The sequence below is a fragment of the Streptomyces sp. DG1A-41 genome, assembly GCF_037055355.1.
Lineage (GTDB): Bacteria > Actinomycetota > Actinomycetes > Streptomycetales > Streptomycetaceae > Streptomyces.
On sequence record NZ_CP146350.1, the window covers coordinates 37,946 to 64,287 of the forward strand.

Consider the following 26,342-nt stretch of genomic DNA (forward strand, 5'->3'; position numbering starts at 1 on the left):
GATCACGGGGAAACTTCAGCCATGCCCAGCGCATCCACGACCAGGGATGCGCGGTGGTGGTCAGCCATCGAGTAGCCGACGATCTCGCGGGTTGCAGGGTCCAGCCAGGTCGCCAGATACAACCAGTCCTCATCGGTGGGGATGTAGGTGATGTCTCCGACGAGCTTCATCCCCGGCGCCGGTGCGGTGAAGTCGCGGGCGATCAGGTCCGGGGCGGGCACCGCCCTTTTGGCCGGACGGGTCAGACCGGCGTGGATGCGCGGCACTCCGTAGGAACTGCGGGAGGCGAGGTGCAGCACGGTGATCTCGTGCGCCAGGACATCGTCCGCGGCCTGCTTCGCCCGCCTGGTCTTCTCACCGGCCAGCCATGCGTAGAAGGAGGAGCGGGCCACCTTCAGCAGCCGGCACAGCAGAGCAACATGGTGGGTGGTCTTCTCCGCCTCGATGAACGCGTACACCTCGCTCATCGATCGCTCTCCTTCGCGAAGAAGACCGCCGCTTTTCGCAGCACCTCGATCGTCTCCGCCTGCTCGGCGGCCAGCCTCCGCAGCCGGCGCAGCTCTTCACGCTCGGCCGTCGTCAGCTCTCCCGGCGCCCCCTGCCCGCGGTCGATCTCATCCTGCTTGACCCAGTTCCGCAGGCCCTCGGCACTGACCCCGAGCTGCCGGGCCACCTCGGTGACGGTCTTCCCGGAGGAACGCACGAGAGCGACCGCGTCCCGTTTGAACTCCTCCGTGTACCGCCTGCTGCGGTTGCTTTTACTTCCCACCTGGCACTACTTCCTCTGGAACTCACGTCCCAGTCTCCAGGTGTCCACGATCAAGGGGAAGGTTCAGTGTGGTCGTGGAACACATGCAGAACATCGGTAACACCGTGTTGAGAACACGCCAGCCGGATGGCCTGCCGGCGACTGGGAGAGGGCCCAGCCACCGAGGGGACTGCTGCATGATCGGGTGACAGCGGGGTTTATGCAGCCAGAGCTGCGGGTGGGGTCATGATGGTCTCGCACTCGACGGGGGCCAATCGGCCCAGGCTTCGTTGCCGCCGGCGCCGGTGGTAGGTCCGCTCGATCCAGGTGACGATCGCGATCCGCAACTCCTGACGGGTGGCCCGGACGCGGCGGTCGAGGACGTTCTTCTGCAGCAGCGCGAAGAAGCTCTCCATTGCGGCGTTGTCGCCGGCGGCCCCGACCCGGCCCATTGAGCCGACCAAGCCGTGCCGGGTGAGGACGGCGGCGACCTTGCGGGACCGGAATTGCGATCCGCGGTCGGAGTGCACGATGCATCCCGCAGCGGGGCCACGGCGGGCAACGGCGGACTCCAGCGCGGCCACCGCGAGGCGGGACTTCATCCGGGCGTCGATGGAACAGCCCACGATGCGGCCGGAGTACACATCCTTGACCGCGCACAGATACAGCTTGCCCTCGCCGGTCGCGTGCTCGGTGATGTCCGTGAGCCACAACCGGTTCGGCCCGTCTGCGGTGAAGTTCCGCCGCAGACGGTCATCGTGGACCGGTGGCCCGGCTTTGGCATTCTTCCCGCGGCCCCTGCGTTTGCCGAAGGCGCTCCACCAGCCGTTGTCCCGGCAGATCCGCCAGGCGGTCCGCTCGGCCATCGCCTCACCGGCAGCGCGGGCCTCGTCGAGAAGGAAGCGGTGCCCGGACTCGGGATCGTCGCGGTGCGCATCGAACAGGGCGTTGGCCCGGTATGCCTGGGTAAGTTCGGCGTCGGTGGCAGGCCGGGCCAGCCACCGGTAGTAGGGCTGGCGGGCCGGCCCGAGCACCCGGCACGTCACCGCCACCGGCACCCGGTGAGGGGCATCGGCGGCGGCCAGCTCACGGACGAGCGGGTACATCATTTTGCCGGCAGGTTCGCCTGCGACAGATACGCCGCAGCCCTCCTGAGCACCTCGTTCTCCTGCTCCAGCAGCCGGATCCGTTTGCGGGCCTCGCGCAGCTCGGCCGACTCACCCGACGTCGTTGCGGGCCTGGCGCCCTCATCGGTCTCGGCGCGACGCAACCACTTCGACAACGTGATCGGGTGGACCCCGAAGTCGGCGGCGATCTGTTCCAGCGTGACGCCGGGCTCACGGTTGCGCGCGACCCGCACGACGTCCTCGCGGAACTCCTTCGACGGTGCTGGCGATCGTCTCGCCAGCGACTGAAGTCTCGAGTCCGCTGTGCCATACGTGGGGTGCTCAGGAGTTCTCGTAGGCTCGCTTCCACAGGCGCCGAAAATCCCCTGGGGTGTTGTCGGTGCCGACCTCTAGCGTCGTCCCATGAGTTACCGCGATGTCGCCTCGAAGCAGGTCCTGATTTGGTCCTGCACCACCGTCGGCGCCCGCATGCCGGTGGCCATGGCCCCGTTGGCAATGGTCTTCCTGGTACGTGAACGCTCCGGCGGCTACTCCCTGGGCGCGATTCTCGCGGCGGCCTACGTTATCGGCGAGATAGCCGGCGCCCCCGTCCTCGGGATGCGCCTGCGCCCCGACCGCGCTCGCGCTCACCTGGCCGTCGGGCTCGCAGTCGGAGCCGCCACCTTCGCGTGCCTCGGGGTGTTCCGCGACGCGCATCCGGCGGTCCTCGCCGGGTTTGCGTCTCTCGCCGGTGCCGCCCCGGCCTCTGCCACCGGGGGCCTGCGCACGCTGCTCACCGTGCTCGTCCCGGAGCGTGCGACAGCGCAGGCGCTGTCCGTCGAGTCGATACTGACGGCCGGCATCTGGGCCGTTTCCCCGGCCGCGGTTGCTGGCCTGGCCCTCGGTGTCGCACCGCCCGTCCCGCTGTTCCTTGGCGGTGCCCTGATGGCGTCGTCGGTCGCGGGCCTGTGGCTGCTTCCGGCCGGCTGGGGCACGGACGACACGGGCGGCGAGGAGCGGGCGAGCGCGTCGCTGTTGCGACTCCTGAGCGGCGCCTGGCCGGTGTATGTAATGGGCGCGGCCAGCCTGGCCCTGCTTGGTCTGGCTGAACTCGTGCTGCCAGCCCTGCTCGAACAACGTGGCGTCGGCGTCGGCTGGTCAGGTCCGCTACTGACCGGGATGGCGGTGGGCGGGGGCCTCGGTGCTTTCGTCCACGGTCTTCGGTCCTGGCCCGGGCGGCTGCGCACCCGCAGCGTGGTGCTGATGGCCGGGACATCGGCCTGCGTTGCCCTCGCGGCGCTGACGCCTCAGCCAGCCGGGATCGCTGTCGCGCTGGTCGTGGGGGAACGCTCCAGTCGTGCGCGATGCTCACCCGCAACCTGTCCCTGTGCGAGGCACTTCCGCCGGGCGCTCTGGCCGCGGGTTACTCGGTGATGTACGCAGCGGCGGGTGCGGGGTACGCAGCGACAGGGTCGCTCGCCGGTGCCCTCCTCAAGGTGGTGGCACCGTCCACAGCCATCCTGGCCGGAGTTGGCCTCACCCTGGTGCTGACGGGGGTCGGCTGGTGGGGCGAGGTACACCGGGCCGACCGTTCAGTGCCGCGAGCCGACACCGCCGTAGCTCTCGACTCCGCCGCCTCCAATCCGGCCCGCTCCTGATCACGGGGCGGGCCAATACCCGTTGCTCCCTACAGTAAGGGTCGCCACCGCCGCAGGTTGTCGGCGCAGCCCGAGCAGCAGGCGGTTTTGCGCCCTTTTCCGGCCCCCGGTCGGGCACCTGTGCAGGGCCCGGCTGGCGTCCATGGAGAAGGGCCGCTGGACGCCGCTCCGCCACGCGGCGACAGCGGGAGGCGGGCGTCGCCCCCATTCGCCGCTTCCTGTAATACACGGGCAGGGCTGAGGTACTCCACGCCTGCGCGCTGGCGGCCCATGTCGGCGTGTGCACGCCGCCGCTGCCCTGCTCGTACCGCGCCTCCGCGCACTTGCCAGCCTCGTCGATTTCCGGCGGCCTGGGACGACAGGGCCGAGCAGGTGTCATGGGCGGGACTTTCGGTGCCGGCCGCCGCTGCGGGTCCGCGGGTCTTTGGTGACGGTGAAGGCGATGGCGAGGCCGAGGGCTTGGAGGACGGCGCAGGCCGTAATGACGTGATCCAGGGCGGCCGGGGGTGTGGTGGCGACCAGGATGCCGGCGAGGGGGTAGGGCAGAAGCAGGAGCAGGACGGTCAGGGACAGGGTGCTGCCGAAGACCGCGGCGGGTATGAGGTGGGAGCGCAGGGTCCGCAGGACGACGGTGAGCACGCCGTCTCCCGCCATGAAGGCAGCGATCAGCAGAAGGTACGTCGGATAGGCGTCGGCTTGAGCGAGGGCGAAGCAGGTCAGGGACGCCACGCACGCGGCGACGCGTCCCACTGAGGACAGGCCCCATCGGTCGATGGCGAACCGGCAGACCGCGATCGCCGCAAGGGAGGCCGCCGCTGCGGCGGACCACACCACGCCGACCGAGGCGCTGGTGTGACCGTGCTGTTTCACCAGAATCACCGGAACGGCGGCCTCCAGCACAGCGAGCGCCAGGTTGGACAGGGCCAGCCCCACCACCAGACACCTAAGCGCAGGCAGCGCGCGCAGAGTCGACCACCCGGTCCGCAGACTGTCGGTGAGGGACATGGCCGCAGTCGGCCGGGCTCCGCGCACCCGCGGGGTGATGGCAGCCGCCAGCAGGGACAACCCGCCGATGGCGGCGAGCATCCCTGTTGAACCGGTCCACTGCAGGAGAAGGCCGCCCGCCGCGGGTCCCGCGAGGGCGGCGCCCTGGTCTATGCCGAGGAGGACCGACTGGACGCGATGGGCCCCGTCGGCGGCCTCTCGGCTGGCCTCCGCGCCGGCGCTTTCGGCCGCGATGTAACTGAACTCGGTCAGGAAGCCGGTGCACGCGGCGAGCAGCATCACCACGACCGTTGCGGTGTGGTCCTGCGCGAACGCCAGGACCAGCGCGGAGAGGCCGACAACACCGGCCCGGGCGGTCGCGGCCAGCCGGAAGACCCGCGCGGCGCCGAAGCGGTCGACGGCCGAGCCGGCCATACCGAACGTGCTCAGCCGGGGCACCCAGGCCAGCATGAACGCGATCCCCGTCAGCGACGTCGAGTCGGTGGTGGCCAGCACCAGCAGCGGGATGGTGTACGTGGCCATGGACGATGCGGCGGCATCGGCGAGGCGGGGTAAGTAGATGCGCCGCGACGGACCGTACTCCGGGAGACGGGCATGTCGGGGACCGGCGGATCGGACCAGAGTAGTCATCAGGTAGGGCAGTACTTCGTTTGTGTCTCACCGGAGCAACGGTCGTTCATGTCGATTGCCGCCACAGGTTGTGACTGCAGAGTGGCCGATTTGTCCCTCTACTGCATGTCCTGCTCTCTCCGCGAAGCAGCGCCGACACCCTCTCGGGCGCGCGGCATTGCCGCGTACCGCCAGCCGCGAAGGCTGTCGGGCCGCCTTCCGCTACCTACTCGTGTCCGACCGATGCGGGATGCCCTACCGCCGCTGCACGCTGACGGTCATTGATGCAGGGACAGTCCCGTCACGGGGGGGGAACGAGCCTGTCCCTGCACGTCGGAGCCCGCGTACCCCCTCCACAGAGGACGGGCCCCATGCCCCACATCGGTGGGGCCACCTCGTACAGCGCACTGTGGGTCAGAAGTGTCACGGGTGACTGCGGAAGATCGCAGAGTCAACACGCTTGTGCAGGAGGCCGCTCGGTGACGTCACACGTCGGTTGCACGACTGGCGCGTCCTTCGGCCTTGTGACGAGACCGTTCCAGTCGCCGTGCCCAGTGCTCGGGGTGAGGTCGACGACCTTCTCCATCTGCTTGAGCGCGGACCGCTTGCCGATCGGGTTGAAGACGAGCAGGACCGGCGGGTGCGACGCGTCGCCCCACCGGGGATCGTGGGTGGACGAGCGGGTGCGCCACATCGGCTTGTCCTGACCGTCGGTGTCCTTCGCCTTGCGGTGGGAGTGGCGCATGTACTTGTCGAACTTCGCCGCTGTCTTCGCGGCCTCGGTGCAGTTGTCGGCCTCGAGGAACAACAGCGGCAACCGCACCTCGGGGGCGGTGAGGACGATGTCGGCCCCCGCACATCCCACGAGCGACAGGCACACAATGTTCCCTATGTCATAATGCGTACATATTGTCACTAAAGGGAACCATGGACGTGTCATGACAGGGCTGCGCACCGCAGCGAGGGCAGCCGTCGCCGCAGCGCTGGCCGGGACGCTGGTTATGGCGTGTGGAGCCGACGGTGGCGGTTCGAGGACGTTGACCTGGTCGATGTGGGCCGACGGCGGTGAGGAACTGCGGGTCTGGCATGAACTCGCGGACCGTGTGTCCCGCGAAGATCCGCAGCTCACGATCAAGCTCGAGACCTCGTCCTTTGATGACTACTTCGTTAAGCTGGGCGCCCGTTTCGGCAGCGGCGATGCGCCCTGCATCGTCTCGATGCAGTCGCTCCGCAATACGGGTTACACCCAGGGCATGCTGCCGCTCGACGATCTGATCGCCAAGAACAAGTTCGATGTGACGGACTTCGACAAGTCCGTCATGGAGGGGCTGAGTGCCGACGGGAAGCAGTACGCGCTGCCGTACGACGTCGGCCCGGTGATCCTCACATACAACAAGGACATCTTCCGGAACGCGGGGGTGCCGGAGCCCAAGCCGGGGTGGACCCTGGCCGAGTTCGAGTCGGTCGCCCGTAAGCTGACCGGGGACCGGACATACGGGTTCGTGGCGGCGCCTCAGGATGTGTGGATGTTTCCCATGGTGCTGACCAAGACCGGGGCTCAGCCCACTGACGGGGCGGGCAAACTGCGGCTTACCACCCCCGCCATGATCAAGGGCGTGCAGTGGTACGCCGACCTGGCGGCCAGGAAGAAGGTCGCCCCCCGCTTGCCCGGGGTCGATCCCGCGTTCACCGAGAAGCAGTTCCTCAGTGGCAACGTGGCCATGGGTGCCAGCGGTCCCTGGGCGTTGCTGAACCTGAAGAACCAGGCCGGCTTCCAGGTGGGCCTGACCACGATTCCCGCCTGCCCGGGTGGCACCAGGACGTACTCGGCCGGTTCCGGGTTCGGCATTTCCAAGTCCTGCCCGGACCCGGAGCGGGCGTTCAAGGCGATCACGCTGATGACCGCCAAGAAGCAGCTGGAGTGGCTCGGCGAGGTGGGACGTGCCTATCCGTCACGTGAGTCGGCACAGCACGCGTGGTACGAGAACGCCCGCATCGCCGGTGCCCGAGAGGTCCTCGAAGCCGCCAACGCCACGGCGATTCCCCTGCGTACTACGAAAAACTGGGAGCGGGTCAACGAACTGCTCAACCAGCACGGGGTCAATCTCTTCAACGGGGCAAGCTCCGCGAAACAGGTCCTGGAACAGGTGCAAAGACAGGCCGGGCAGGATTGACCGGCGCGCGCCTGGACTGAAAGGCGAGTGGACGGAATCGCGGAAGGGGGCGGGCCGCAGGAAGAGCCGGAGGCGGAGCCCAGGCGTCGCGGGCTCGGTCCGAGTTTCCGGGGTATCCGTACGGACCGCTGAGCGGTCAGCCCTGCGGCATGACGCCGGAGCACGGCATGACCCGGCCGCCACCGTTCAGCGTCTGCTGGGCGGCCGCGCCGGACGCCTGGCCGCCGACCAAGCCCGCGGCATCGACCCGCGCCCGTCGTCCCCCGCTCGCTGCCCGAGCCCGCAGCTCATCAGTCAGATCATCGGCGACATCGAGCCGGGCGGGCCATGGTCCACGATGGGGTGCGGCCGCTTCCGAGGCGCCGTCACATTCGCACAGCACGACGGTGGCGTCGTCGGTGAGGTGCCCGCTGTGATGCTCGAGCACGGCCCGCACCAGACGGCGCAGGGTTTCGGGCCGCCAGACCGTCGGCGGATGACGAAGTCGACGAAGCGGTCGCGGCCGAACTCGCGCCCTTTGGCGTCACGGGCTTCGATGATGCCGTCGGTGTAGAGCAGCAGCTGGTCGCCGGGCTCCAACCGCTCGCGGCACAGGGTGGTGGGAAGGCCGAGGTCGGTACCGACGGGGTGGGTGGGGGTGCAGGTCAGATGGGTGGTCCAGCGTCGGCCGCGGATCAGTACGGGCGGGTGGTGGCCGCAGTTGATCCAGGTTAGGACACCGGTGCTGAGGTCGAGGTCGGCCAGGACTGCGGTGGCGTAACGGGTGTGGGAGAACTGTTCAATCAGCGTGGCTTCGATGGCGTCCCTGGCTTCGGCGAGGCCGCAGCCTTGGCGTCGCTGGTTGCGGCAGGTGGCCATGGCGAGGTTCGCGGTCAGTCCGGCGGAGGTGTCGTGGCCCATGGCGTCGAAGACCGCAAGGTGAGCGGTGTGCCCGGCCAGGGCGTAGTCGAAGGCGTCACCGGCGGTGGCGTAGGCGGGTTCCATCGTCGCGGCGATGGGCACCCGCTTTTCGCGAACGTCCGGGGGTGGCATCAGCGTCAACTGCATCTCCGCGGACACCGACATCGGACTGACACGGCTGAGGCGGGCGTAGGAGTCGCTGTGGTGGCGTTTGGAGACCAGCAGCATGCCCACCAGCGACGCCAGGCCCTCCACGAGGCCGCCGACGAGAAACTGCTGACCAAGACGATCGCCCGTTACGGAAGGGTCGATCTTCTCTGTATTGACGAGCTGGGCTACATGGAGCTTGACCGGCGCGGCGCCGAACTGCTGTTCCAGGTTCCGACCGAGCGCGAGGAAAGGAACAGCGTGGCGATCGCCTCCAACGAATCGTTCTCCTCGTGGACCAAGACTTTCACCGACCCCCGGCTCTGCGCGGCCATCGTGGACCGCCTCACCTTCGGCGGCAACATCATCGAGACCGGCAGTGACTCCTACCGCCTCGCCCACACCAAAGCCCGCCAGCAGGCCACCGCAGCCTCCTGACCACACCCGGGCCTTCCGCTGACGTGGTCATTGGCCACGGACGACTGGTATCTGCAGAGCTGGATCATGCACGCCGCCGTCTGGTCCGCCACAACGAACGGCTCCCGCAGCGCAGCGAAGCGAAGCCCTGATCACCTGGACGGCCATCGCCCTGGTGACCCGCCGTCCGACTCAGCCGACCGTCAGGCTCTCCAAGCCCCGCTGCTGTTTGACAGAGACGACGCCCTTTCGGCCGAGTGTGGTTGAATTTTGACCTACTGGAGAGCGGTGCGTGACCGGCTGATCTCATACGGTTCCCACCAGTGTGCATCCACTCACACGCCAGGGGGAATGCCTGCAGGGGCCACACACCAACGCCCTTCAGGTTCCCAGAGCGTGTCCGAATCGGATCGGCCCTTCGGGTGGCCGAAAATCATCAACCGGGCTGACACGAGTCATCTCTACCGTCATGATCGAGGGCCGATCTTCGTGGCGAAGGGAAATGAATGCCGCTCAAGGTGCTGCTCGCGAATGCCCCGAACCCCACCGCGAACGGAAACGCGTCCAACTACGCCTGCTATCCACATATCGGCATCATCCAGCTGGCCACGGCGATACGCGACGCCTTCCGCGACCAGGTGGAAGTGTGTGTGGTCGACGGAGGCATCAGTAACACCGTCGAAGTGCAGAAAAAAGTGCGGGACTTCGGGCCGGACCTCGTCGGAGTGAGCGCCCTGACACCCACCTACAGCGAGGCCCTCAAGATCGCCGACACCGCGAAGCGGATCGGCGCCAAGGTGGTTCTCGGCGACGACCACGCTGGCTTCTTCCCCGAGCTCATCCTGGTAAACCGGCCCGCCATCGACTACATCGTCGCCAACGACGTGGGCGAGACGCCTTTCGTGGAGCTGGTGGGCGCGCTACTGTCCGGCACCCCGCTGACGGGCGTCTCCTCGCTCGTCCACCGTCAGGGTGAAACGGTCGTCTCCAACCCGGCGCCCCGATACGCGCTCGCCGAGCGCAACACGATTCCGGATCTGGCATTCATACGCGACGAACTCGACGTGTACGCCCGGAACTACCGGGAGCAGTTCGGACATCTGCATGACCACACGGTCATACCCATCACCGTGAACAACGCCCGCGGCTGCGAGAACGGATACAAGCGCTGCACCTATTGCAGCATTGCCGATCTCACAGTCAACACGGGCGAACCGGGCGGATTCTGGAAGGCGGTGGACATCTACAACCGAGAATTCGGTATCAACCTCTTCTTCGAGGTGTACGACAGCTTCACCGCCAGCCCACGCTATGTCGACGCCCTCATCGACGCCACACCCCCGCACCTCCGTCGCCGCATCGACAACGGTGAGCTGGAGATCATGGTGTACGCGCGAGCGCTGGGTCTGACCAAACGCAACAACGTGGACAAGTGCCGCCGCCTCGGCGTGACCCGGGCGAACATCGGGCTCGACGCCGCCGACCCCGAGATGCTGGAGGCGCAGCGGAAGAACAAGACCACCGACGCGACGAACCTGGAGGCGATCCGACTGCTCAACAAGGCAGGGATCTCCGTGCACGCCTCATACATCGCGGGGGCACCGGGCGAACGTCCGCGGACGCTGGACCGGACGATCGAGGGCATTCGGCAAATGTTGGGCGAGGTCGAGCTGTCGTCCGTCGAGTTCTCCCGGTTCATCCCCCTGCCCAACAGTCCGGCGTGGGACCTGCTCGTCGACTACGAGCAGCCGTCGTTCTTCAAGACCAGCGCGGAGATCGACGCGTACCTGGCCGAACTCGACATCGTCATCACCCCCGAGAAGCGATCGGAGCTCTACAAGAGGTTCGGCGAGCAGGACCTGCTCGACATCGACGAACTCGCGGCCGCATGGGCCGAGAACTTCACCCACATCTCCGAGGACTACGCTCTTCAACGGATCGCGGATGTCGATCAGTTGGTCATGTCGCACAACGTACGCACCGGCAACAACGTCGGCTAGTTACCGGCGACGACGCCGGGCAGCCGCAGCCGCCACGGAGGGAGCAGCAGATGCTGGGAGTGTCCAACCTTTCCACCTACGCCCTGGGGACGCTCCTCATTATTCTGCTGCCGGGGCCCAGTTCCCTCTACACGCTGTCCGTGGCGGCGCGGCGCGGTGTGCGGACCGGGTACCGGGCCGCGGCGGGGGTGTTCATCGGCGAGGCCCTGCTGATGCTGCTCACCGCCGCGGGGCTCTCTTCGCTGCTGCGTGCCAACGAACTCGTTTTCTCCCTCATCAAGTACGCGGGGGCCGGTTATCTGGCCTGGATCGCGGTCGGGATGATCCGCGGGGCATGGGAGATGTGGCGCACCCGCAAGGTGGAAGCACCGGAGGAGGGGCCGGAGGGCGCCCAGGACGGCGAGCGGCCGTTCCGTCGGTCGCTGCTGATCACTCTGCTCAACCCGAAGGCGATCCTGTTCTTCATTTCCTTCTTCGTGCAGTTCGTCGACCCGTCCTATCCGCACCCGGCGCTGTCCTTCGGACTGCTCGCGCTGATCTACCAGGTGATCAGCATCAGCTACGTGACTCTGCTGATCCTCGGCGGCACGTACCTCTCGGCCCAGTTCCGCCGTCGGCGGCGACTGTCGGCGGGGCTGACCAGCGGAGCCGGCGCCCTCTTCCTCGGGTTCGCGGCAAAGCTCGCCACTACGGGCAACTGACGTACCGGGGAGCCGACCGCACAACGCGGGGGACAGCCAACGTGCGCCGGTGCGGATGCGGTAACGGTTGACTAAGTGAGCGTTTGACACGCCTATCGGGCGGTTCATAGCGATTTTCAGCGACCGGGCGCGAGCGCCGAACCAAGCGATCCGCCGGGAATACGGCTTCTGCGGCAATCAGCAGACCAGTTATGCGCCGGGTACCTTACCAAAGCTCCTGTCTCATTTAGAAACCTACCGGTTCACCCGAGATCGAGAACGCACGCCCCGGTGCACCCAACACCCCCGCCCACGCCCTGCTCAGATCGGCCGCCACCGCATACCCAGGCATCATGCAGCCCTCACGGCCCTACCCCAGCGACCTGTCGGGGAGGCAGCTCGTTGCCGGACCGGCGCCCCGACCGGACCGAGGGCCGGGAGGGGACCGGTGACCCAGCCCGACCGGCGGGCCGGGGGCCTGGGTCGCGTATCGCCCCGCGGGTGCCGTCGGATTCAGCCGCGTGCCGTCGCCCGTCCGGTGGTGTCGGCCGCCGGGTGCGGGTGCGGCGCGGGGCGGGACAGGACGCGTTTGACGCCGTAGGTCGCCACCGCGGCCACGGCCATCGCGGCGACCAGGACCCACAGGCCGGCCGCGGCGGAGCCGGTGCGGTCCACGACCACGCCGATACCCATCGGGCCGAAGCCGCCGCCGAGGTTGCCCACCGCGTTGATCAGGGCGATGCCCGACGCGGCCTGGACGCCGGTGAGGAACCGGGACGGCAGGGACCACAGCACCGGCTGGCCGGAGTAGATGCCCAGCGCCGCGACACTGAGGAAGGCCATCCGCAGGACGGGGTCGTCCACCAGGACGCTGGCCGCGAGTCCTGCCGCCCCGGTCGCCGCGGTCCCGGCGATCCACGGGTACCGGCCGCCGGTACGGTCGGCGAGCTTCGGCACGACGTAGAGGCCCAGGGCGACGAAGACGTACGGGACGGCGGTGACGAGACCGGTCTGGGTGCCGGTGAGGCCGCCGAAGTCGTCGACGATGGTGGGCAGCCAGAAGCTCAGCCCGTAGGCACCGAGCGGGAAGCAGAGGTAGAACAGCGCGAGGAGGACCACCCGGCGGTCCCGCAGCGCGGCCAGGGGGCTGCCGTGGCCGCCGCCGGACCGCCGTGCCTCCTCGGCCAGTTCAGCCGCCAGCCAGCCGCGCTGCCCCTCGTCCAGCCAGCGCACCTCGCCGGGGCCGTCGGGCAGGAACCGCAGGGTGACGAAGGCGAGCAGCACGGCGGGCGCGCCGGTCGCGACGAAGATCCACTGCCAGCCCGCGAGGCCGAGCGTGCCGTCCAGGTCGTCCAGGGCGCCCATGACGGGGTTGCCGAGCAGGAAGGCGAGGGGCTGGGACAGCATGAACCAGCCGATGACGCGCGCCCGGTAGCGGTACGGGTACCACTTGGTGAGGTAGTACAGGACGCCCGGGTAGAAGCCCGCCTCGGCGGCGCCCAGCAGGAACCGCGCCAGGTAGAACTGCCAGGACGTGGAGACCAGGGCGGTCAGCACCGTGACCAGTCCCCAGCCCAACATGATCCTGGTGAACCAGCGGCGGGCGCCGAAGCGCTCCAGCCAGACGTTGCTGGGCACCTCGCAGCAGGCGTACGCGACGAAGAACGCCACCTGCCCGAGGGTGAACGCCGTGTGCGACAGGCCCAGTTCCTCCTGCAGCGTCAGCTTGGCGAAGCCGACGTTCGAGCGGTCGACGTAGGCGACGAGGTACAGCAGGACGAGGAACGGCATCAGCCGCCACGTCACCGCCTTCATCGTCGTGGCCTCCATGCGGTTCTCCTTCGTACAGCACGGGTGGTGCAGCCGGACGAGCGCAGACGCTAACGTGATTTGATATGACCATTGAAGGGGTCGTCAGGACACGAGTTGGTCACGGCGCCCCGTGTGAAGACCCCCGCCCGCGGCCACCGGAAGGACGACATTGACGACCGGAACCCCACGCCCGCCGCTGCGCAGCAGGAGCTGGTTCGGCGACGGCGGCAAGAACGGCTTCATCGCCCGGCACCATCTGCGCGCCATGGGCCGGGGCGGCCACAACTTCGACGGCCTGCCCGTGATCGGCATCTGCAACAGCTTCTCCGAACTCACGCCCTGCAACGGGCACTTGCGGCCGATCGCGGAGGCCGTCAAGCGGGGCGTGCTGCAGGCCGGCGGTTTCCCCTTGGAGTTCCCGGCGATGTCCCTGGGCGAGCCGTTCCTGCGGCCGACGTCCATGCTCTACCGCAACCTCGCCGCCATGGAGATCGAGGAGCAGATCCGCGCCAACCCGCTGGACGCGGTCGTCCTGCTCACCGGCTGCGACAAGACCACGCCCGCCGCGCTGATGGGCGCGGCCAGCGCCGGGGTGCCGGCGATCGTGTTCACCGGCGGGCCGATGCTCAACGGCCGGTTCCGGGGGCGGGCGGTGGGCTCCGGCACGGACATCTGGCGGATGACGGAGGAGCTGCGCGCGGGCACGGTGACGCAGGAGGAGTTCACCGAGTTCGAGAGCTCGCTGAACCGGTCGGCCGGCCACTGCATGACCATGGGGACCGCCTCGACCATGGCCTGCCTGGCCGAGGCCCTCGGCATGATGCTGCCCGGCGCCTCCGGGCTGCCCGCCGTGGACGCCCGGCGCGGCACGCTCGCCGAGGAGACCGGCATGCGCGCGGTGGAGCTGGCCGGCTCCGAGCTGACACCGGCCCGGATCATGACCCGGGCCGCCTTCGAGAACGCCGTGCGGATCAACGCGGCGATCGGCGGCTCCACCAACGCCGTGGTGCATCTGCTGGCGGTCGCCGGCCGGCTCGGCGTGCCGCTGACGCTGGACGACTTCGACCGGCTCGGCGCCGAACTGCCGCTGCTGGTCGACCTGATGCCGTCCGGCCGGTTCCTGATGGAGGAGTTCGCCTACGCCGGCGGCCTGCCCGCGCTGATCGACAGCGTGCGCGACCACCTCGACCCCGGCGCGGTGACCGTCACCGGCCGCACGCTGCTCGACAACTGCGCCGGCGCCCGCGTGCACGACCCGGCCGTCATCCGGCCGCTCACCGACCCGGTCCTCCCGGCGGGCACCGGCACCGCCGTCGTCCGCGGCAACCTGGCGCCCGACGGCGCGGTGATCAAACAGTCCGCGGCCGAGCCGCGCCTGCTGCGCCACACGGGCCCGGCGCTGGTCTTCGACGCGCTGGAGGACTACCTGGCCGTCGCCGAGGACCCGGACCTCGACATCACCGCGGACACCGTGCTGATCGTGCGCAACACCGGCCCGAAGGGGTATCCGGGCATGCCGGAGGTGGGCAACCTGCCGCTTCCGAAGAAGCTGCTGGACGCTGGCGTACGCGACATGGTGCGCGTGTCGGACGCCCGGATGTCCGGTACGGCGTTCGGCGCCTGCGTGCTGCACGTGGCGCCGGAGGCCGCGGTCGGCGGCCCGCTGGCGCTGGTGCGCACCGGCGACCCGGTGCGCCTCGACGTGCCGGCGCGGACGCTGGACGTGCTGGTCGGCGAGGAGGAACTGGCGCGGCGCCGGGCGGCCTGGCGACCGCCCGCCCCGGTCGCCGGGCGCGGCTGGACGCGGCTGTACACCGAGCACGTCACCCAGGCGGACACCGGCGCCGATCTGGATTTCCTGGTGGGTTCGACGGATTCGACACCGCCGCGGCAGGCGTTCTGAGCGCGGGCCAAGGCAGGAGTACCGCATGACCGACACGACAGTGAACGCAATGGCCCCCGAGGTGGTCCTGTGCGGGGAGGCGATGCTGCTCATGGTCGCCGAGCCGGGCGTGCCGCTGGAGCGGGCCGTGGCCTTCCGCCGGTCCGTCGCCGGCGCGGAGAGCAACGTGGCGGCCGGGCTCGCCCGGCTGGGGCACCGGGCCCGCTGGATCGGCCGCGTGGGCGACGACCCGGCGGGGCGCGCCGTGCTGGCCCAGTTGCGCGCGGACGGCGTCGACGTGGCGTACGCGGAGGTCGACCCCGGGGCGCCGACCGGGCTGCTGTTGCGGGACAGCCACCCCGTCCGCGCGATCGACGTGCAGTACCACCGCGCCGGGTCGGCGGCCTCGCGGCTGACGCCTCAGGCGCTGCGTCCCGAGATGGTGGCGGGCGCGCGCCTGGTGCACGTCAGCGGCATCACGGCGATGCTCTCCGAGAGCGCGCTGCGGGCCACCGTACGGCTCATGGAACTGGCCCGCGCGGCGGGCGCCGCGGTGTGCGTCGACCCCAACGTGCGCCTGCGGCTGGCGCCCGCCGAGCGCTGGCGGGCCGTGGTCGGACCGCTGCTGCACCGCGCCGACCTGGTGCTGGCCGGGGAGGACGAGCTGGAGGTGCTCGACACCGGCGGCGGCGACCCCGGCCGGGCGGTGCGACGGCTTCTGGCCTCGGGCGTGAGCGGCGTCGTCGTCAAGCACCGCGACAAGTCGGCCACGTTCACCACTGCGGACGGGACGTGGGGGCCCCAACCGGCCTACCCCGTGCCCCTGGTGGACCCGGTGGGTGCCGGGGACGCGTTCGCAGCGGGCTTCCTGTCCGGGCGGCTGCGCGGGATCCCGCCCGCGCGGGCGCTGGCCGAGGGTGCCGCCGTGGCGGCCCTGGCGGTGCAGTGCGTGACCGACGTGGACGGGCTGCCCGACCGGACGGGCCTCGACCGTGCCCTCGCGGGGTTCGAGGGCGACCGGGAGACGGTCCACCGCTGACGCGGCACCGCTCCCGCACGACACGACTCAGCACTACTCGGCTCAGAACGGAGTGACATGTACCGATGGGAGATCGTGCGGGCCGTCACCGCCCAGCGCGTGTTCGGCATCGTGCGCAGCGGGTCCGCGGAGGAGGCCGCCACGGGGGCCCGGGCGGTGCTCGACGCCGGACTGCGCGCCGTGGAGGTCGCCCTCACCACCCCGGGGGCGCTGACGGCCCTCGCCCGGGTGCGCGCCGACCGCCCCGAGGCGCTGCTCGGCGCCGGGACGGTGCTGGACGGGGCCGCCGCCCGCGCGGCCGTCGAGGCGGGGGCGCGGTTCCTGGTGTCGCCCAGCCTGCACCCGGAGGTGATCCGCACCGGGCACCGCTACGGCGTGCCGGTGTTCCCCGGGGTGAGCACCCCCACCGAGATGGTGCGGGCGCTGGAGGAGGGCGCCGACGCGCTGAAGCTCTTCCCGGCGTCCGCGGTCGGCCCGTCGTGGCTGTCCGACATACGGGCCGCGCTGCCCCAGGCCCCCGTGATCCCCACCGGGGGTGTGACAATCGAGGACGCACCGGAGTGGATCGCGGCCGGGGCCGTCGCCTGCGGCATGGGCTCGGCGCTCACCTCGGGAGGGGCCGCGGCGGCAGGCGAACGGGTCGCCGCGCTGCTGGACCGGCTCGCCCGCGCGCGCTGACCGTCCGGCGCTCCCGTACGACCATGAAGGCGAAGGGCAGGACAGCGGTGGAACTGCAGGGGCTGCACGGGCAGGTCGTCGACCGCATCGGCGCGTCCCTCGCCGACGACGAGCGGCGCGCGGGGCGGGTGCTGCGGCTGGAGGACGTCCAGGCCGAGTACGGCGTCTCGCGCACCGTCGCGCGGGAGGCCATACGGGTGCTGGAGTCCAAGCGGGTCGTGCACAGCCGCCCCCGCGTGGGCATCACCGTCCGCCCGCTGCCGGAGTGGAACCTGTACGACCCCCAGGTCATCCGGTGGCGGCTGGCCACCTCGCAGCGGCGGGAGCAGTTGCGGGAACTGGCGGAGCTGCGGGCGGCGGTGGAGCCGGCCGCCGCGTCCCTGGGTGCCCTGCGCAGCGACGGCGCGCTGCGCGAGCGACTGCTCGGGCACGCGCGGGACATGGCCGACGCTGCCGGGGAGGGTGACCTCAAGCGGTTCATCGCCGCCGACGCCGCCTTCCACCGGACGCTGCTGGCCAGTTCGGCCAACGCGATGTTCGCCCAGCTCGCCGACGTGACGGAGGAACTGCTCGTCGCCCGGGGCGAGCTGGCGCTGATGCCGGACCGGGTGGACGACGCGTCGGTGCGCCGGCACGTGGACGCGGCGCGCGCCGTCGCCGACGGCGATCCGGCGGGCGCCGCCGCGTGCGTGCGAGTGATCCTCGACCGGTCCCGGGGGGAAGTGGAAGGGCTCCTCGACGGCGGTGATCCGTCGACCGGGGGTCCCGGGGGCTGCGCCTTCGGCGAGTGACGCCCCGGGCCCCGGTCTCCGGCCGTCGGCGGCGGTCAGTCCGCCAGGCCGGCGAACACGGCGGGATCGTAGGAGCGCCCGGCATGCGGGTGATCACGCCGAGCCGGTTGGCGGCGTTGATCATCGCGATCAGGCAGACCAGGGCCGCGGTCCGGTCGTCGTCGTAGTGACACGGCGGCGCCGGGCGGCTTCCCGTACGGGACACGATCGAGCGCGAGCAGGCGGGAGCCGACGATGAACGCACCCGGCGAACGACCCACCGGCCCCCCGGCCGGACCCGGCCACCGACGCGTTCGTCGCCCACCGCCGCCTGCTGTTCACCGTGGCCTACGAGATGCTCGGCTCCGCGGCCGACGCCGAGGATGTCCTCCAGGAGACCTGGCTGCGCTGGTCGGGCGTCGACCTGGACGCGGTGCGCGACCCTCGGGCCTTCCTGGTGCGCGTCACCACCCGCGAGGCCCTGACCCGGCTGCGGACGCTGCGCCGGCGCCGGGAGTCCTACGTCGGCCCCTGGCTGCCCGAGCCGCTGCTGACCGCGTGCGACGTGGCCGAGGACGTGGAACTCGCCGACAGCCTCTCGATCGCGATGATGCTGGTGCTGCACGGGCTCACGATGGCGGTCCGCTCAGGCGCCGGCGCCCGTCTGTCGGCCCGGACCAGCAGCCATCCGCTTCCTGGTGCACGTGCACAGTTGCCCTCATGGCCTGGTGGTGCTCGGGGTAGCAGCGGAGGTTCGTCATGCCCCGGAACATCTGGAGCGGCGCGATCAGCTTCGGTTGGGCACCGCTCCTATCTCCGTGGCCAGCGCTACGAGGACCATTCGATCAGGTTCCACCAGTACCACCTGGCGGACATGGGCCGGGTGCGGGTGCGCAAGTACTGCGAGATCGAGGACCGCGAGGTCGACCAGGGCGAGATCGGCAAGGGCTACCAGGTGACCAAGGAGCAGGTCATCCCGATCAGTGATGAGGAGCTGCGGGAGCTGCCGCTGCCGACGGCGAAGGCGATCGAGATCGTCGCGTTCGTGCCGCTGGAGTCCGTCGATCCCCTGAAGATCGGCGAGGGCTGCTACCTGGCGCCCAGCGGGCAGGTCGCCGCGAAGCCGTACAAGCTGCTGCGCATGGCGCTCGACCGGAGCAGCAAGGTGGCCGTCGCGAAGTACGCCTGGAGCGGCAGGGAGAGGTTGGGCCTGCTGCGGGGCCGCGAGGACGTCATTGTTCTGCATGCGATGCGCTGGCCGGACGAGATCAGGTCGCCGGAGGAACTGCTGCCGCCGTCCCTCGAGCTGACCGACGAGGAGATCGACGGCGCGCTCGCGCTCATGGACACCATGACCGGCGAAGATCTCGAAGGTGAGGAGTTCCAGGACACCTACACCGAGGCCCTCGCCCAGATCAACGAGGCCAAGCGGGAGCATCGCGAGCCGCCGTAGCTTCAGCAGCCGGAGTCGGAGCCGGGGCAGATCGTCGACCTGATGGCCGCGCTGACCGAGTCCGTGCAGTAGGCCAGGGCCTCCCGCGGTGAGGACGCCGACGTGCACGAGTAGCCGAAGAAGAAGGCTGCGAAGAGGCGGCCGGCCAAGGAGACGGCGACGAAGAAGACCACGAAGAAGGCCGCGGCGAAGAAAACGTCCGGGCGCCGACCGCGCAGCGCCTAGACCTCGATGCCGAGCGCCGTGTCCGGCCTGCACTTCGAGCACGCCGGCACTTGATGGCGTAGTGCCTCGACCGCCTGCGCCCTGGTCGCCGGCCTCGCCCGCTTGCCCGGGTCCCAGCACTCACCGGTGTGTACGGCGACGATGTTGTTGCGCTCCAGGCCGCGCTCGATCAGCCACTCGGGCGCAGGCGGGCGCCGCGCTTCGCCGACGCGCCGCTCAGCCTCGCGACGTTCTTCGTCGGCGATCCATTTGCGGGTGCGGGCCAGGTCGCCCTCCTGCACGCGCTCCAGGAAACGGAGCAGCGCGAGTCGCGACGCCACCCCTGAATCGTTCATACGTTCTATTCTATGATCGTGGCGCCACACAGCCCACCCCCACCCCGGAGCAGGCATGAACCACGAGGAGGCCGCCCGCAAGCTGGGCGTCGACCCGGCCTCCCTCTCCCCTGCCCCGCCGGCGCCCCGCTTCGCCCAGACCTGGGCGCGAACGCAGCAGGAGCCGCCCTGCTCAGCCTGCGGCCAACCGTCCCGCACCAGCGGCGTGCTCCACGACCGGGACCACGGGCCCCGCTGGTTCGACCGATGCCGGGAGTGCTTCCTCGCCACACCGCCGACGCTGCGCGTGCCGCCGGCGCGGTTCCTCGAGGAGCTGCGCGCGGTCGCGGCCGACGCGCGGTTGCCGCTGCACACGTACACCGGACGAGGGCGGGTGGGAAGGTGAGTGACGTCGACGACGAGCGGTTCCACCTCACCCTGACGGCGGGGGTCTGCCGGTGATGCACGGCTGGTGGGGCAAGCGGCCCACGGCCGAGCACCAGTACCGGATACCGAGAACGGCGCCGAGTGGGCCAGGCGGGCCTGGGCGCCGAACGCCCCGGGGGTGCTGCGGCTGCCCTCCGGGCGGCTGGTGCGGGGACTGAGGCGGGGACTCGACCCGACGGCGCCGGTCCCCGCGTCCTGGCCGGCCCGGCGGGCAACGAGTTCTGCGTCCTCGGCTGTGGCTGACGCGGAACTCCGGCCGCGCCCTCATGGCGGTGCGGCAGTGCCAGCGCCGGGCCCCGGCTACCCCGGCCGCCAACACGCGACGGCCTGACCACGCATACGGAGCTGTCAGAGTCTGTTCAGGGCCAGAACCAGTTTGCCGACCTACTGCGGTCAGGGTGTATCCGAGCCCAGGCTGTGCGTGGGAGCCACACCCATCGCCTTTCACTCCTTGGTTTGACTCGCAGCCCGAAACCAGATCAGCCGACCACGGTGGTGTCTAGGTTGCCTGCCCATGGATGATGTGACGGAGATCGGTGCACTGGTTCGTGAGGTCCGCCAGGACATGGCGGGTGAGGTGCGTCGGCGGCTGCGCGAGGCTCTTGCCGACCGGCCGCGTGAATGGCTCGTGGAACAACTGCTGGATCTCGCCCTGGCACCTGGCCTGCCTGCCCAGCGAGGTGGCCGCCCCGACGTGGCACCGGCTGAGGACCCAGCTGAGGAGCGGGAGGGGAGGGCGGAGCGAGTTCGCGCTCTGGCGCTCGATCAGGTCCGGCTGCGCCGGTTCCTCGACGACTACCGGGCTCTCGACCGTGACACCCTGATCGAGCGCGGGCTGCTGCTCGCCCCGCCGGCGAAGGGAGGTGGTCTGCTCGGCCCCGAGCATCGCTCCACCGAGGGCGAACGGCTACTCACAGAGGCGAAGGACCTTCTCTATGCGCTGCTGTTCGGTGACGAGGAGGCGGGTGTGCGCCTGGACCGGGTGGAGCGAGAACTGCTGACCCTGACCCTGCCGCGGCACAAGGCACACGCCATCGCCTTCGTGTTGCGTGCCGCTACGGAGATCGGCGCCGCGGGCACGTGGCGCGATCCCGAGGGCGCGGCGAACGACGAGCGGGCCCCCAACACGATCCTGCAAGTCGAATACGGCGAGGTCGCCGAGGAGTCGGTGGGCAACGGCATCACCGCCTGCCTGCGTCTGATCAACAACCTCCAAATCAACGAAGTCGTGCTCTACGCCCGCATGGAGAACGTGGAGGAGAGCACCCTTATCTGACCGGCCACCATAGGAAGTCATGCCACCCGCCTGACGTGAGGACGCTACGCCAGGCGGGCCTTCCCGGTTTTCTCCGCTGCCCGCCAGGTGCGGTACTGGCCGGTTCCCATGCCGGCGAACGCGCCGTCGCCACCCTCAAGATCCTGACCAAGCTGGGCTGCAGCTCCTCCCGGACGACCGCAATGGTGCAGGCCGTCCTCGTTCTCCACCACGTCGACAACCCGACCTGCCAAGGATGAGAACGCTCAGCCATGCCGACCGACCCTAGTGATGAGTTTCCGCGCCCGCACCCGTCACAACAACGACGGGACACGACGAAGCGGAAGGATGACGTGATGAGTGCGGACACGCGGCTGGAGGAACTGGGCGTGAGCGGGCTGGGCGAGGTCGACGGGCCGGCGTTCTCGGGGCTGGCGGAGCGGCACCGGCGGGAGCTGCACGTGCACTGCTACCGGATGCTCGGGTCGTTCGATGACGCCGAGGACACCGTGCAGGAAACGTTCCTCCGTGCCTGGCGGCGGCGGGAGACCTTCGAAGGGCGGTCGACGTTCCGGGCCTGGCTGTACCGGATCGCCACCAACGCCTGCCTGGACCTGCTCGCCAAGCGCCGCCCGGAGCCCGCGACCGGCGGCGAGGTGCTGTGGCTGCAGCCCTATCCGGACCGGCTGCTCGACGAGCTGCCCGCGGGCGACACGGACGAGCCTGAGACCGTCGCCGTCGCGCGGGAGACGATCGAGCTGGCGTACCTGGTCGCAGTCCAGCACCTCGCGCCGCGCCCGCGGGCCGCGCTGATCCTGCGGGACGTGCACGGCTGGCCGGCGAAGGACGTCGCGGAGTTCCTCGGGGACTCCGTCAACTCCGTGAACAGCGCGCTGCAGAGAGCCCGCGCCGGCATGCGGGAGCACCTGCCCGCCGAGCGGCAGGACTGGACCGGCGGCGAACAGGACGCCAGGACGCGCGAGCTGGTACGCCGCTACACCGACGCCAGCGTGGCCACGGACGTCGACGGCCTCGCCGCACTGCTGCGGGACGACGTCCGCTGCTCGATGCCGCCCACGCCGGGCATGTATGTCGGCCGCGACACGGTCGTGAACAGCTGGGTCGAAGACGGCTTCGAGGGCATGAAGGGCCTTCGCGCCGTCCTCACCTCCGTGAACCGGCAGCCCGCCGTCGCCTTCTACCTCTGGCGGAGGCAGGAGGACGCGTACCTGCCGCTGACGATCGACGTCCTGCGCATCACCGGCGGGGCGATCACCGAGATCGTCACGTTCCACGACGACCAGTTCCTGCGGCTCGGGCTGCCCGAGCGCCTGCCAGCGGACGGCACGGAGTAGTCCCAGTGTGGACGCTCGCACTGCGCGGCGGCACGCGTGTCGCGGTGGTCGCGGCGGAGTGGTGCGACGCGTTCGGCGTCGTCACCCGCGGGCGGGTGCAGCTGGAGCTGCATGACGGCGAGCCCAGGCCGCTTCTCGCACGCAACGCCGGGTTCGACTCTGCGGCACCGGCGTCCGCGCCCTGCGAAACCCCCGCCGTCGCACGGCGAGGGCGCGCATCGTCACCCCCAGGGCCAGGACCCTCACATGGCAGTCCACACCCCGTACGCCAGTTACCGAATGATGGAGGAACGACATGAACAGCATGAATGACACCGGGGTCGTCGCAGCGCGGCATCGGGCCAGACCAGCCACACCCACCGACTCCGCGGGCTCGCCGGCACGGGCTGCATTGCCACGCTCGCAGCGACGGTGGCCACCACCCTCGCCGCGACGCTTGCCCAGGCCGTTGGCGTCGACTTCGAAATCCCCGATGGTGGCGAGACGATCCCGTTGTCCGGGTTCGCCGTGGTGACCGGCTTCTTCTCGGTCGTGGGCATCGTCATTGCCGTCGCTCTGCCTGGTTGTCGGGCCTCTCCGCCGGAGTACGGGTGGTGGGTGCGTTGACCAGGGCGCGGTCGGTGTCGACGTGTCGCTCTGGGGGCTGCCGTGGGCCGGGTCAACCGGGAAGGTCCGCCGACGGCAGGGCGAAGTTGTTGTCGAAGACGTGGTCGGGGTCGTAGCGCGACTTGAGGAGCACGAGCCGGTCCAGCACCGCCCCGGGGAATGCGTCCTGCAACTGCTGTCGTCCGGTGCCCGTTTCGAAGCTCAGGTAGAGCCCGTTCAGGTGCGGGTGAAGTTTTTCCCAGTGCCGGTCCAGGTTCCTGCGCCCCGCCGGCACGGTGGCGGCCATCAGCGAGAAGTTCTGCGTGCGGTGCGCGTAGGCCGTCGCTGTCGAGGGCGTGTCGTTGACCGCTCCGCCGACGGACCGCAGCTGCACCATGGGTGCCCTTCCCGCCCTCAGCAGCGATGCGATGGCCGCGGCGGCGGGCTCGGTGAGGTGCTCCAGCAGCCCGGAGCGCGACACCGTGAGCGGCTGCTGCGCGTACTGCGCCGCGTGCGTGGCCGGCAGCAGCTGGTGGTACGGAGCGACGAAGGCCTGGTTCCGCAGCACGGGCCCGGCGGACAGCACGGGTGCGAGCGCCTCGCGCGCCGTTTCGGTGTCCGCCCCCGCGTGCACGGTCATCGCCTGGGCGACAAGCTGTCCACCGGGGCCCGCCATAGGAGTCAGGAAGCTGGTGACCGTTCGGGGCGCCGCCTCCACGGCGGCCCCCCACCGGGTCAGGAACACGGCTGTGTCCCCGACGTCGAACGTGGTGACCGCGGCGATCACGTCGCCCACCGGCTCGGCCTGGAACTCGAACGCCGTCGCGACCCCGAAGTTGGCTCCCGCGCCGCGCACCGCCCAGAACAGGTCCGGGTCGTGATCGGCGTCGGTCCGCACGAGGGAGCCGTCCGCCAGGACCAGTTCGGCGGCGCGCATGTGGTCGATGGTGAGGCCGTGCAGGCGGGACATGAGGCCGATACCGCCGGTGGTGGCCAGCCCGCCGACCCCGACGTCTCCCGTGTCTCCGGAGGAAAGGGCCAGACCGTGGGGCGCGAGCTGGGCGGCGACGTCTCCCCAGCGTGCTCCCGCTTCCACGCGTACCAGCCCGGATCGGGCGTCGAGCACCTGCACGGCGCTCAGTTCGGAGAGGTCGACGACGATGCCGCCGTCGTTGGTGGAGCGGCCGCTGATGCCGTGGCCGCCGCTGCGCACGGTCAGGGGAAGCCGTGCGGTGCGGGCGTGGGCCAGGGCGGCTGCGATGTCCTCGTGATCGCGGACGCGTATCACGGCGGCCGGTGCCCCGGTGCGGGTGTAGGTGTGCCGCACGTTGTCGTAATCGCTGTCGCCCGGCCGGATCGCGACCGCGGCGAGACTGTCGGGGAGGGGCAGCCGAGAGGCCGGCGGTGAGCTGTCGATGGTGTGCATGGATGCCTCCGCGGTCTCCGTACGGGGACGGGGATCCGCACGTGTCCTTTACTGGGGCGAGGTCCTACTGGGGTGGCGTGGTCCGCACGCCATGGGCGCGGGTGATCAGGTACTGCAGCGAGGCGTCGGCGTACGGGCCGCTGCGGGCGATGAGCCGGCCCGCGTGCCTGCCGAGGTCCTCGGCGCTGAACCAACCGGGGTTGTCCGCGCCGATCGCGGCCCGCGGGCGGGTACGGATGGGGCCGATGATGAGCTCGTACACGCGCGGGCCCGCACCGTTCAGTTCCGCGTCCAGCGAGCGCACCAGCGACTTCTTCGCCGCGTTGGTGGCTCCCACGAGGGCGGAGAACGGATAGGGGATGTCCGCGCTGAAACCGCTCAGGTGCACCAGCGCTCCCTTTCGGGACAGCAGGGGGGTGAGCGCACGCAGCGCGTGGAAATGGCTCGTCAGGTTGGAGGCGATCATTTCCTCCCACTCACGGTCGGAGATGTCGAGGATGCCGGTGCGCTCCGGGCTGCCCCAGTCGCCGATCGAGACGACGGCGCCGTCGAGCGCGCCGTAGGGCGACAGCTGTGCGCGCACCTTCTCGCTGTCGGCATCGCCGACATTGACGGTCCGGGTGATCAAAGTGCCGGGCCCGGCTTCCTTGACGTGGTCGGCGAGGCCGGCCAGTCGTTCCTCGCTGCGACCGGTGGCCACGACGGTGGCTCCCTGGCGAAGCAGCGCGAGGGTCATTCCCTCGCCGATGCCACCGGTCGCGCCCGCCACCAGAACGGTCCGCCCGGACAGCAGCCGGTCCTCCTGTATGTCGCTCATGAGGCGCTCTCCTCTCTACGTGGCGGGCCGAGACCCGCTATGGGATGGGTATGGATGGGTCGGTGACTGGCCGGTACTCGCGGGTGCTCGCGTCGAAAGCCTCAGGCGGCTGCGGCGGCGCGCTTGCCCAGTTCGACGGCGTTGCCGTAGGAGCGGGCGCTCATGGCCATGGCCGGCACGTTCTCCTGCATCAGGCGCATGCGGTGCGGGGCGTCGTGGAACTTGGGGTCGAGCTGGAACTCGGCGGCCAGGGAGAACCAGGTCACCGGGACGACACCGGCCTGGACCATGCGCTGCACCGCCGCGTTGTGGGCCTCGAGCGAGGGGCTGGCGGAGGCGTCGACCGCCACGTGCACGCGGTAGCCCTCGCGCAGGCCGCCGAGCACGGTCTGCAGGACGCACCCGTCGGTGGCGATGCCGCCGATCACCAGGTTCTCCCGGCCCTCCGCCCGGACCGCCTGGGCGAACGACTCGTCCAGGAAGGAGTTGAAGTCGACCGCGCGCTCGATGACCGGCTGGTCGCCGAGGGCCTCCAGCAGTTCCGGGTACAGCGGGCCGGACGGCTTGCTGGACTGGCCGTTGGTCACCACCAGGCCGCTTCCGTACCACTTCGCGGTCTTCGCCAGGCCCACGACGTTGTTGATGTGCTCCACGAGGTCATGGGAGCGCAGGAGGTTCGCGAAACCGACGGCGTAGTCGACGAGGACGACGGTGGTGTTGGCCGGGGTGAGGGACTCAGGTGCCACGACTGGCCTTCTTTCTCTTGTGGTGCACGGCAGCGACGGTTCGGCTGCCGAGCAAGACCGAACGGGCCGCACTGATGACCGCTTGGTCATTAGT

At 70.1% G+C, this 26,342-nt stretch carries 23 protein-coding genes and 6 pseudogenes; 16 read left to right on the forward strand and 13 right to left on the reverse strand.

The genetic code is table 11. The annotated features are described in order from the left end of the window. Positions 1–2 precede the first annotated feature (2 nt). From V8690_RS00200 to V8690_RS00210, 3 genes are all read right to left on the reverse strand, one after another. Positions 3–467, reverse strand: a complete 465-nt coding sequence (locus V8690_RS00200; RefSeq protein WP_338775270.1) for a DDE-type integrase/transposase/recombinase — start codon at positions 465–467, stop codon at positions 3–5. Beyond that, on the reverse strand, positions 464–769 hold the full coding sequence (locus tag V8690_RS00205) for a transposase (protein WP_075033595.1): 306 nt from the start codon (positions 767–769) through the stop codon (positions 464–466). Before V8690_RS00205 ends, V8690_RS00200 begins: the two co-directional genes overlap by 4 nt. Before the next feature lie 197 nt (positions 770–966). Continuing rightward, positions 967–2,156 (reverse strand): IS3 family transposase gene (locus tag V8690_RS00210; RefSeq protein ID WP_338785187.1). Its coding sequence is split into 2 segments (ribosomal slippage): positions 967–1,860 and positions 1,863–2,156, totalling 1,188 coding nucleotides; the frame shifts between segments, so codons are not numbered across the junction. 121 nt (positions 2,157–2,277) lie between these two features. Between V8690_RS00210 and V8690_RS00215 the strand changes: the two are divergent. Then, positions 2,278–3,512: pseudogene (locus V8690_RS00215) on the forward strand (MFS transporter). A gap of 375 nt (positions 3,513–3,887) precedes the next feature. Here the strand turns inward: V8690_RS00215 and V8690_RS00220 are convergent. Next, on the reverse strand, positions 3,888–5,147 hold the full coding sequence (locus V8690_RS00220) for an MFS transporter (RefSeq protein WP_338775271.1): 1,260 nt from the start codon (positions 5,145–5,147) through the stop codon (positions 3,888–3,890). 430 nt (positions 5,148–5,577) lie between these two features. Further along, positions 5,578–5,991 carry a hypothetical protein gene (locus tag V8690_RS00225; protein WP_338775272.1) on the reverse strand — a complete coding sequence of 138 codons (414 nt, stop codon included), beginning with the start codon at positions 5,989–5,991 and terminating at the stop codon, positions 5,578–5,580. A 73-nt stretch (positions 5,992–6,064) separates the two neighbouring features. Between V8690_RS00225 and V8690_RS00230 the strand changes: the two genes are divergently transcribed. Beyond that, positions 6,065–7,300: a sugar ABC transporter substrate-binding protein gene (locus V8690_RS00230; protein WP_338775273.1), complete on the forward strand. Its 1,236-nt coding sequence runs from the start codon at positions 6,065–6,067 to the stop codon at positions 7,298–7,300. Between the two features lie 294 nt (positions 7,301–7,594). Here the strand turns inward: V8690_RS00230 and V8690_RS00235 are convergent. Beyond that, positions 7,595–8,455: pseudogene (locus V8690_RS00235) on the reverse strand (PP2C family protein-serine/threonine phosphatase); the annotation flags it as partial. On the opposite strand from V8690_RS00235, the pseudogene V8690_RS00240 reads away from it, so the two are divergent. The 3 genes and pseudogenes from V8690_RS00240 to leuE form a co-directional block, all read left to right on the forward strand. Further along, positions 8,456–8,785: pseudogene (locus V8690_RS00240) on the forward strand (ATP-binding protein); the annotation flags it as partial. It lies immediately after the preceding pseudogene. A 485-nt stretch (positions 8,786–9,270) separates the two neighbouring features. Then, the gene (locus V8690_RS00245) at positions 9,271–10,764 is read left to right on the forward strand and encodes a radical SAM protein (protein ID WP_338775274.1); all 1,494 of its coding nucleotides are present in this window, start codon (positions 9,271–9,273) and stop codon (positions 10,762–10,764) included. Between the two features lie 50 nt (positions 10,765–10,814). After that, positions 10,815–11,465, forward strand: coding sequence for a leucine efflux protein LeuE (gene leuE / locus V8690_RS00250; protein WP_338775275.1), 651 nt, complete (start codon positions 10,815–10,817; stop codon positions 11,463–11,465). 492 nt (positions 11,466–11,957) lie between these two features. On the opposite strand, the gene V8690_RS00255 is transcribed toward leuE, so the two are convergent. Further along, on the reverse strand, positions 11,958–13,274 hold the full coding sequence (locus V8690_RS00255) for an MFS transporter (protein WP_338775276.1): 1,317 nt from the start codon (positions 13,272–13,274) through the stop codon (positions 11,958–11,960). Positions 13,275–13,425: 151 nt separating this feature from the next. Between V8690_RS00255 and V8690_RS00260 the strand changes: the two genes are divergently transcribed. From V8690_RS00260 to V8690_RS00275, 4 genes are read left to right on the forward strand one after another with little or no spacing between them, the layout of a single operon-like run. Then, a complete protein-coding gene (locus V8690_RS00260) occupies positions 13,426–15,159 on the forward strand; it encodes an IlvD/Edd family dehydratase (protein WP_338775277.1) in 1,734 nt (577 codons plus the stop codon). A 25-nt stretch (positions 15,160–15,184) separates the two neighbouring features. Further along, positions 15,185–16,177 (forward strand): sugar kinase, encoded by a 993-nt coding sequence (locus V8690_RS00265; protein WP_338775278.1) that lies wholly within the window; start codon positions 15,185–15,187, stop codon positions 16,175–16,177. Between the two features lie 57 nt (positions 16,178–16,234). Continuing rightward, positions 16,235–16,855, forward strand: coding sequence for a bifunctional 4-hydroxy-2-oxoglutarate aldolase/2-dehydro-3-deoxy-phosphogluconate aldolase (locus tag V8690_RS00270; protein WP_338775279.1), 621 nt, complete (start codon positions 16,235–16,237; stop codon positions 16,853–16,855). 23 nt (positions 16,856–16,878) lie between these two features. Continuing rightward, on the forward strand, positions 16,879–17,646 hold the full coding sequence (locus V8690_RS00275) for an FCD domain-containing protein (protein ID WP_338775280.1): 768 nt from the start codon (positions 16,879–16,881) through the stop codon (positions 17,644–17,646). A 35-nt stretch (positions 17,647–17,681) separates the two neighbouring features. Here the strand turns inward: V8690_RS00275 and V8690_RS00280 are convergent. Next, positions 17,682–17,815: pseudogene (locus tag V8690_RS00280) on the reverse strand (carboxymuconolactone decarboxylase family protein); the annotation flags it as partial. 138 nt (positions 17,816–17,953) lie between these two features. On the opposite strand from V8690_RS00280, the pseudogene V8690_RS00285 reads away from it, so the two are divergent. Together V8690_RS00285 and V8690_RS00290 are read left to right on the forward strand one after the other, a co-directional pair. Continuing rightward, positions 17,954–18,124: pseudogene (locus V8690_RS00285) on the forward strand (sigma factor); the annotation flags it as partial. A 135-nt stretch (positions 18,125–18,259) separates the two neighbouring features. Continuing rightward, positions 18,260–19,078 carry a Ku protein gene (locus V8690_RS00290; RefSeq protein WP_338785188.1) on the forward strand — a complete coding sequence of 273 codons (819 nt, stop codon included), beginning with the start codon at positions 18,260–18,262 and terminating at the stop codon, positions 19,076–19,078. 2 nt (positions 19,079–19,080) lie between these two features. Here the strand turns inward: V8690_RS00290 and V8690_RS00295 are convergent, their stop codons facing one another. Continuing rightward, positions 19,081–19,251, reverse strand: a complete 171-nt coding sequence (locus V8690_RS00295) for a hypothetical protein (RefSeq protein ID WP_338775281.1) — start codon at positions 19,249–19,251, stop codon at positions 19,081–19,083. A gap of 48 nt (positions 19,252–19,299) precedes the next feature. Then, positions 19,300–19,638 (reverse strand): DUF6233 domain-containing protein, encoded by a 339-nt coding sequence (locus V8690_RS00300; RefSeq protein WP_338775282.1) that lies wholly within the window; start codon positions 19,636–19,638, stop codon positions 19,300–19,302. Positions 19,639–19,693: 55 nt separating this feature from the next. On the opposite strand from V8690_RS00300, the gene V8690_RS00305 reads away from it, so the two are divergent. The 5 genes and pseudogenes from V8690_RS00305 to V8690_RS00325 form a co-directional block, all read left to right on the forward strand. After that, positions 19,694–20,023 (forward strand): hypothetical protein, encoded by a 330-nt coding sequence (locus V8690_RS00305; protein WP_338775283.1) that lies wholly within the window; start codon positions 19,694–19,696, stop codon positions 20,021–20,023. A 122-nt stretch (positions 20,024–20,145) separates the two neighbouring features. Then, positions 20,146–20,307 carry a VOC family protein gene (locus V8690_RS00310; RefSeq protein WP_338775284.1) on the forward strand — a complete coding sequence of 54 codons (162 nt, stop codon included), beginning with the start codon at positions 20,146–20,148 and terminating at the stop codon, positions 20,305–20,307. A gap of 271 nt (positions 20,308–20,578) precedes the next feature. Then, the gene (locus V8690_RS00315; protein ID WP_338775285.1) at positions 20,579–21,340 is read left to right on the forward strand and encodes a hypothetical protein; all 762 of its coding nucleotides are present in this window, start codon (positions 20,579–20,581) and stop codon (positions 21,338–21,340) included. Between the two features lie 335 nt (positions 21,341–21,675). Then, entirely contained in the window at positions 21,676–22,674 is a 999-nt protein-coding gene (locus V8690_RS00320; RefSeq protein WP_338775286.1) for an RNA polymerase subunit sigma-70, read from the forward strand. Positions 22,675–23,046: 372 nt separating this feature from the next. Next, a pseudogene (locus V8690_RS00325) lies at positions 23,047–23,280 on the forward strand (DUF6069 family protein); the annotation flags it as partial. 52 nt (positions 23,281–23,332) lie between these two features. On the opposite strand, the gene V8690_RS00330 reads toward V8690_RS00325, so the two are convergent. From V8690_RS00330 to V8690_RS00340, 3 genes are all read right to left on the reverse strand, one after another. Then, positions 23,333–24,685 (reverse strand): FAD-binding oxidoreductase, encoded by a 1,353-nt coding sequence (locus V8690_RS00330; RefSeq protein WP_338775287.1) that lies wholly within the window; start codon positions 24,683–24,685, stop codon positions 23,333–23,335. A gap of 64 nt (positions 24,686–24,749) precedes the next feature. Continuing rightward, the gene (locus tag V8690_RS00335) at positions 24,750–25,502 is read right to left on the reverse strand and encodes an SDR family oxidoreductase (protein ID WP_338775288.1); all 753 of its coding nucleotides are present in this window, start codon (positions 25,500–25,502) and stop codon (positions 24,750–24,752) included. A gap of 101 nt (positions 25,503–25,603) precedes the next feature. Then, a complete protein-coding gene (locus V8690_RS00340; RefSeq protein WP_338775289.1) occupies positions 25,604–26,248 on the reverse strand; it encodes an isochorismatase family protein in 645 nt (214 codons plus the stop codon). Positions 26,249–26,342 lie beyond the last annotated feature (94 nt).

Bases quoted from the DNA above. Each gene is read 5' to 3' on its own strand.
- V8690_RS00200 (WP_338775270.1), bottom strand. From the start codon at position 467: ATGAGCGAGGTGTACGCGTTCATCGAGGCGGAGAAGACCACCCACCAT.
- V8690_RS00220 (WP_338775271.1), bottom strand. From the start codon at position 5,147: ATGACTACTCTGGTCCGATCCGCCGGTCCCCGACATGCCCGTCTCCCG.
- V8690_RS00230 (WP_338775273.1), top strand. From the start codon at position 6,065: ATGACAGGGCTGCGCACCGCAGCGAGGGCAGCCGTCGCCGCAGCGCTG.
- V8690_RS00245 (WP_338775274.1), top strand. From the start codon at position 9,271: ATGCCGCTCAAGGTGCTGCTCGCGAATGCCCCGAACCCCACCGCGAAC.
- leuE (WP_338775275.1), top strand. From the start codon at position 10,815: ATGCTGGGAGTGTCCAACCTTTCCACCTACGCCCTGGGGACGCTCCTC.
- V8690_RS00255 (WP_338775276.1), bottom strand. From the start codon at position 13,274: ATGGAGGCCACGACGATGAAGGCGGTGACGTGGCGGCTGATGCCGTTC.
- V8690_RS00265 (WP_338775278.1), top strand. From the start codon at position 15,185: ATGACCGACACGACAGTGAACGCAATGGCCCCCGAGGTGGTCCTGTGC.
- V8690_RS00270 (WP_338775279.1), top strand. From the start codon at position 16,235: ATGTACCGATGGGAGATCGTGCGGGCCGTCACCGCCCAGCGCGTGTTC.
- V8690_RS00275 (WP_338775280.1), top strand. From the start codon at position 16,879: ATGAAGGCGAAGGGCAGGACAGCGGTGGAACTGCAGGGGCTGCACGGG.
- V8690_RS00290 (WP_338785188.1), top strand. From the start codon at position 18,260: ATGGCGGTCCGCTCAGGCGCCGGCGCCCGTCTGTCGGCCCGGACCAGC.
- V8690_RS00300 (WP_338775282.1), bottom strand. From the start codon at position 19,638: ATGAACGATTCAGGGGTGGCGTCGCGACTCGCGCTGCTCCGTTTCCTG.
- V8690_RS00305 (WP_338775283.1), top strand. From the start codon at position 19,694: ATGAACCACGAGGAGGCCGCCCGCAAGCTGGGCGTCGACCCGGCCTCC.
- V8690_RS00315 (WP_338775285.1), top strand. From the start codon at position 20,579: ATGGATGATGTGACGGAGATCGGTGCACTGGTTCGTGAGGTCCGCCAG.
- V8690_RS00320 (WP_338775286.1), top strand. From the start codon at position 21,676: ATGAGTGCGGACACGCGGCTGGAGGAACTGGGCGTGAGCGGGCTGGGC.
- V8690_RS00330 (WP_338775287.1), bottom strand. From the start codon at position 24,685: ATGCACACCATCGACAGCTCACCGCCGGCCTCTCGGCTGCCCCTCCCC.
- V8690_RS00335 (WP_338775288.1), bottom strand. From the start codon at position 25,502: ATGAGCGACATACAGGAGGACCGGCTGCTGTCCGGGCGGACCGTTCTG.